Origin of the sequence: Micromonospora sp. NPDC004540, from assembly GCF_040610095.1 — a bacterium.
GTDB lineage: Bacteria > Actinomycetota > Actinomycetes > Mycobacteriales > Micromonosporaceae > Micromonospora.
Window position 1 is genome coordinate 83,388 of the sequence record NZ_JBEXLR010000017.1, and the last position, 5,439, is coordinate 88,826.

Genomic DNA, 5,439 nt, shown 5'->3' on the forward strand with positions numbered 1-5,439 from the left:
GCGGGGCTCGCAACCCTGGCTCACTCCTCGCGCTCACCACGACCGCTCCCCGGGGGTGAGCGGCAGCGGCACGAGCGGCACCTGGTCGCCCGCCGCACCGCTCGTGCCCGGCCGGATCACCGCGAAGCCGTCCGCGCCGGCCAGCCCGCGCAACATCGCCGAGCCGACGTGCCCGACCGGGTGCGCGGTGCCGGCCACCCGGTCCCACCGCACCAGGGCGAGGTGGGTGTAGTCGCCCCGCCCCGGGACCGGCTCGGCCAGGGTGACCTGCGGCAGCACCGGCATCGGCCGACCCTGCAGGCCGGCGAGCAGCGGTGCGACCAGCGAGACCAGCGCGACCACGGCGGACTGCGGGTTGCCCGGCAGGCCGGCCACGAAGCGCACCCGGCCGTCGCCGTCGACCAGCCGGGCCAGCAGCATCGGGAAGCCCGGCCGGACCGCCACGGTGTTCACCACGTAGTCGGCGCCGAGCGCCTCCAGCGTCGGGTGCAGGTGGTCGACCGGGCCGTGCATGGTGCCGCCGGTGGTGCAGACCAGGTCGGCGTCGGCGAGCGCGGCGCGCAGCGCGGCCACGTGGGCGGGAAGGGTGTCGGCCACCGGGCCGACCACGTCGGCGGGGCGCACCTGACAGCCGTAGCGGCGCAGCCAGGCCGGCACCGCGGGGCCGAGCGCGTCGCGGACCCGGCCGGCTCCCGGCGGGCCCGAGGTCAGCAGCTCGTCACCGAAGACCAGCAGCGCGGCCCGGGGCCGGCGGCGGACCCGCAGGGTGTCGTGTCCGCAGGAGGCGGCCAGGCCGATCACCGCCGGGTCGACCGGCGTGCCGGCGGGCAGCAGGTCCTCCCCGGCGTACGCCTCCTCGCCCGGCTCCCGCCACTCCGGCGCCGAACGGGGCGTGCCGGCCACCCGGCCGTCGGCGGTCCGGGTCGACTCCTCGATGCGCAGGATCGCGGTCGTGCCCTCGGGAACCATCGCGCCGGTGGCGATCTCCACGGTGCTGCCGTCGGCCTCCAGCGGGGGCGGGGCGTGCCCGGCGAGCACCCGGCCGACCACCTGCCACGGGCCGTCCCCGCGTACCGCCCAGCCGTCCACGCTGGAGGTCGGGAACGCCGGCAGGTCGGTCCGCGGCGCCAGCGGCTCGGCCAGGGTGTGCCCGTCGGCGTCGGCGAGCGGCCGGTCGACGGCGGGGAGCGCGGCGGCGAGACCCACCGCGTACACCCGGGAGCGGGCCTCCGCCCACCCGGCCGGCGGCGGCGCGGCGACCTCGGCCGCGGCGGCTGCGGTTTCCGTGCTCATCGGCCGAGCCTATCCCCGGCCGGGTGGCCGAGGGCTCCCGGGCGCTGCGCCGGCCATCGTCAGTGGTCGCCGCCGCGGAGCTGGTCGACGGTGTGCCGCAGGATCGGCCCGAGCACGGCCAACCCGTCCTTGGCCCCGCCCCGCGACCCGGGCAGGTTGACCACCAGCATCCGGCCGGCCACCCCGGCCAGCCCGCGGGACAGCGCGGCCGTCGGCACCGCGTCTCGGCTGTGCGCGCGGATCGCCTCGGCGATGCCGGGGATCTCGTAGTCGAGCAGGGGTCGGGTCACCTCGGGGGTGCGGTCGGTCGGGGTGACACCCGTGCCGCCGCTGGTCAGCACCACGTCGACGCCCTCGTGGCGGGCCGCGCGCAGCGCCGCGCCGACCGGCTCGCCGTCGGGCACCACCACCGGCTCGTCGGTCTCACAGCCCAGCTCGCGCAGGCCGGCCACGAGCAGCGGGCCGCTGGTGTCCGCGTAGACCCCGGCGGCGGCCCGGTTCGAGGCGACGATCACCCGGGCCCGGATCACGGCCGGTCCTCCGGCCGGACCCACTCGCCGGTCTTGCCGCCCTCCTTGCGCAGCACCCGGACCGCGTCCACCGACGCCGCCGGGTCGACCGCCTTGACCATGTCGACCAGGGCGAGCCCGGCGACGGCCACCGCGGTGAGCGCCTCCATCTCGACCCCCGTCCGGTCGGCGGTCCGCGCCGTGGCGGTGATCTCGACGGTGTCGTCGGTGAGGCGCAGGTCAACGGTGACGCCGTGCAGGGCGATCGGGTGGCAGAGCGGGATCAGGTCGGGGGTGCGCTTGGCCCCCATGATCCCGGCGAGCCGGCCGACCGCCAGCGCGTCGCCCTTGGGCAGGCCGTCGCGGCGCAGCAACTCGACCACCTCCGCGGTGGTGCGGAGCCGGCCGGCGGCGACCGCGAGCCGGCCGGAGACCGGCTTGGCGGAGACATCGACCATTCGGGCCGCGCCGGCCGGGTCGACGTGGGTGAGCTGCGCGGGTTCGGTCACGGCCGCGAGCCTATCCGTCCGGTACGGCCGGGCGCGCGCTTCAGTCGGCCCGCCTGCACGGCGAGCATGGCGAACACGAGCTGTTGTCTGGGTGTGCCGAGACGCAGATAGCCGTCCTCGGCCCGTGCCACGGGACCACCCAGGACTCGAATATTCACGCGGGCCGAATCCGGATTTGGTTCGCGTAAATCGCTCGCATCGGAATTCCACCGACCGTCGCGGCGGGTCGCCGACCTGCTACGGGGCATTTACCCGAGTGCGTGGTCCATTTTGGTTCGCATCCTCGGCCGAAGCGAGGTTGAAAATGAACGGGCGACTGTCCAGTCTGACAGGCGAGGTGCAAGTTCCACAGCAGTGCGGTCGCGCTCGGCTACGAGGCGGGCACGTGCGGGATAGGGCTCACTCCGCTCCGCACAACGTTGATGGACAGAACGTCATATAACACCACAGTGTTGGCTAATATTGCGCATACCGACATTTATGTCTTCTGACCGGGCGTCCCCCGCCCCTAAGCTGCATTCGAGGTTTTGCGGAACCTTCGAAAGCTTCGAAAGACGGTCGGGAAGGAGTCGGGCTATGCGCGGCAGCGAGTGGCACTGAAACTGCGGGACTTCACCCCGAGAATCCCTCGCGGTAGGCTCCTGGCATCGAACCTGCTGGTTGATGCCGGTCCAGGCTTCAGCCGTTCAGCCACTGGAGCTGGGTGAGCCACACCGACGGACGACGCGATGTTGAGACCGATCGGCAGCTGCTGACGCTCGTCGGTCTCATCGTCGTTCTCGCGTCAGCCGTGGTGATCACCGCGACGACCTTCCTGGTGCGGACGCCACCCAGCTCCGTTCGGGACGTGGCCACGTTCGCCACGCTGACCTTCATGATCGCGGTCGGTGGGATCGTCAAGACCTCCGTCCGGATCCGGTCGACCACGCACTCCATCGCATGGGTCGAGACCGCCATCGTGATCGGTGTCGCGATCGCCCCGGCCTCGTGGGTCGTCCTGAGCACGGTCCTGGGCGTGGCCGGCGCTTCCGCCATCCTGCGTCTCCCGGCCATCAAGGCCGCCTTCGGCATCGGCAAGAACGTGCTGATCGCCGGGGGCACGGCGGCCGCCGCCGGGTTCCTCCACTGGCCCGGGTCGTCGCCGCCGATCGGCAGTCTCATCGGCACCCTGAGCATCGTCTACCTGGTCGCGGCCTTCCTCGACGATCTGCTGGCGATGCCGGTCATCGCACTCGCCTCCGGCACCCGCATCCTGCGGCAGTTTCGCAGTGACCTGGACCTGCGGGTCGCCGGCTTCGCCGTCCGGTTCGTGGTGGCCGCCTGCACCGTGCTCATCCTCCGGGCCGACCCCCGGCTGCTGCTCGCCGTGCCGCCGCTGGTGCTCAGCCTGCACCTCGCCTACTCGACGCGGATCCGCACCCGCACGGAGCAGCAGGCCTGGCAACGACTCGCCCGGGCCACCGACGCGCTCAACGTGGTCGACCTCGACCAGGTGCTGACCACCGCCGTCACCGGGGCCGCCGAGCTCTTCTCGGCCGACGAGGTCGAGATCGAACTGCGCGACCGGCGGCGCACGGTCCGCGGCAGCGCCGCCGGCATCGCGTACGACGGGGCGACCCCCGAGGCCAGCACGGTGGACGGCAGGGTCATGCCGGTCGCGCTGGAGGGTCACGACCGGGCGGTGGACCTCGGGGTGCTGCGGCTGCGGTTCGCCGGGCCGGTCGAGTTGTCCGAGCGGGAGCAGTACACCCTGCGTACCTTCGCCTCGGCGCTCTGCACCGCGGTCCGCAACGCCCAGGCGTACGCCGAGCTGGCCCGGATCGCCGACGAGCACGCGTACGCCGCCACCCACGACGCGCTCACCGGGCTCTCCAACCGGCGGCACCTGCTCGACGAGGGCACCGAGCAGCTCACCAACCGGCACGCCGACGGCGTCACCGCCCTGGTGCTGATCGACCTCAACCACTTCAAGGAGGTCAACGACACCCTCGGGCACGGCGCCGGCGACCGGGTGCTGACGCAGGTCGCCGACCGGCTGCGCGGCGCGGCCCGCCCGGACGACCTGGTGGCCCGGCTCGGCGGCGACGAGTTCGCCGTCCTGCTGCGCGGCCTGCCGGCCCCGGCGGTGGCCGCGCACCGGGCCGACGCGCTGCTGGCCGCCCTGCACGAGCCGCTCGACCTGGACGGCATGCGGATCAGCGTGGAGGCCAGCGGCGGCATCGCGGTCGCTCCGGCCAGCGGCGGGATGCCCGAGCTGCTGCGCCGCGCCGACGTGGCGATGTACCAGGCCAAGCGGGCCGGCCAGCGGATCGCCACGTACGCCCCGACCCGCGACACCGCCGACCTGGGCCGGCTCACCCTCGGCGGCGAGCTGCCCCGGGCCGTCGCCGACCACGAGTTCACCGTCAACTTCCAGCCGATCGTCGACCTGGGCAGCGGCGAGGTGATCGGCGCGGAGGCGCTGGCCCGCTGGCGCCACCCCACGCACGGCATGATCGACCCGCTCCGCTTCATCGAGGCGGTCGAGCGGTCGGGGCTGCTGCCCGCCTTCGCGGAGGCGATCCTCGACCAGGCGCTGATCGCGGCCGGCTCCTGGCGGGAGGCCGGGTTCGACCTGCCGGTCTCGGTGAACGTGTCACCGCGCAGCCTCCTCGACGCCCGCTTCCCCGGTGCGGTGCTGGCCCGGCTGCGGGCGCACGACCTGCCGCCGGACCGGCTGGTGCTGGAGCTGACCGAGACCCTGACGCTCAGCCAGCTCGACGTGGTCGACCGGGTGCTCAGCCGGCTGCGCGACTCCGGCGTACGGCTGGCCCTGGACGACTTCGGCACCGGCTACTCCTCGCTCTCGCTGCTCTCCCGCATCCCGGTGCACGAGCTGAAGATCGACCGGAGTTTCGTCACCGCGATGGAGAGCGCGGCCGAGGCCGCCGCCGTGATCCGCTCCACCCTGGACCTGGGCCGCAGCCTCGACCTGACCGTGGTGGCCGAGGGCGTGGAGAGCGAGCCGCAGCGGCGGGCGCTCTGGGAGCTGGGCCATGTACGTGCGCGCGGCCTCCAACACTATTAGCGGAACATCGTGAAGATCATGGTCCGGGTATTTCGCGTACTCGGGGTCCGGCGCCCAACCG

At 73.7% G+C, this 5,439-nt stretch carries 4 protein-coding genes and 1 pseudogene; 1 reads left to right on the forward strand and 4 read right to left on the reverse strand.

Going from position 1 to position 5,439, the window contains the following annotated elements; all coding sequences use genetic code 11:
* Window positions 1-33 precede the first annotated feature (33 nt).
* From ABZV78_RS09025 to ABZV78_RS09040, 4 genes are read right to left on the reverse strand one after another with little or no spacing between them, the layout of a single operon-like run.
* Window positions 34-1,293, reverse strand: a complete 1,260-nt coding sequence (locus ABZV78_RS09025; RefSeq protein ID WP_355636797.1) for a molybdopterin molybdotransferase MoeA — start codon at window positions 1,291-1,293, stop codon at window positions 34-36.
* Between the two features lie 59 nt (window positions 1,294-1,352).
* A complete protein-coding gene (locus ABZV78_RS09030) occupies window positions 1,353-1,823 on the reverse strand; it encodes a MogA/MoaB family molybdenum cofactor biosynthesis protein (RefSeq protein ID WP_355636799.1) in 471 nt (156 codons plus the stop codon).
* Window positions 1,820-2,311, reverse strand: a complete 492-nt coding sequence (gene moaC, locus ABZV78_RS09035; RefSeq protein WP_189197574.1) for a cyclic pyranopterin monophosphate synthase MoaC — start codon at window positions 2,309-2,311, stop codon at window positions 1,820-1,822. Before moaC ends, ABZV78_RS09030 begins: the two co-directional genes overlap by 4 nt.
* Window positions 2,308-2,442: a hypothetical protein gene (locus ABZV78_RS09040; protein ID WP_355636801.1), complete on the reverse strand. Its 135-nt coding sequence runs from the start codon at window positions 2,440-2,442 to the stop codon at window positions 2,308-2,310. The genes moaC and ABZV78_RS09040 overlap by 4 nt, the downstream gene beginning before the upstream one ends.
* A 572-nt stretch (window positions 2,443-3,014) precedes the next feature.
* Between ABZV78_RS09040 and ABZV78_RS09045 the strand changes: the two are divergent.
* Window positions 3,015-5,351: pseudogene (locus ABZV78_RS09045) on the forward strand (bifunctional diguanylate cyclase/phosphodiesterase); the annotation flags it as partial.
* Window positions 5,352-5,439: the final 88 nt, after the last annotated feature.

What these genes read in the sequence shown, in the direction of transcription:
- ABZV78_RS09025 (WP_355636797.1), bottom strand. Translation starts at nt 1,293, where the DNA reads ATGAGCACGGAAACCGCAGCCGCCGCGGCCGAGGTCGCCGCGCCGCCG.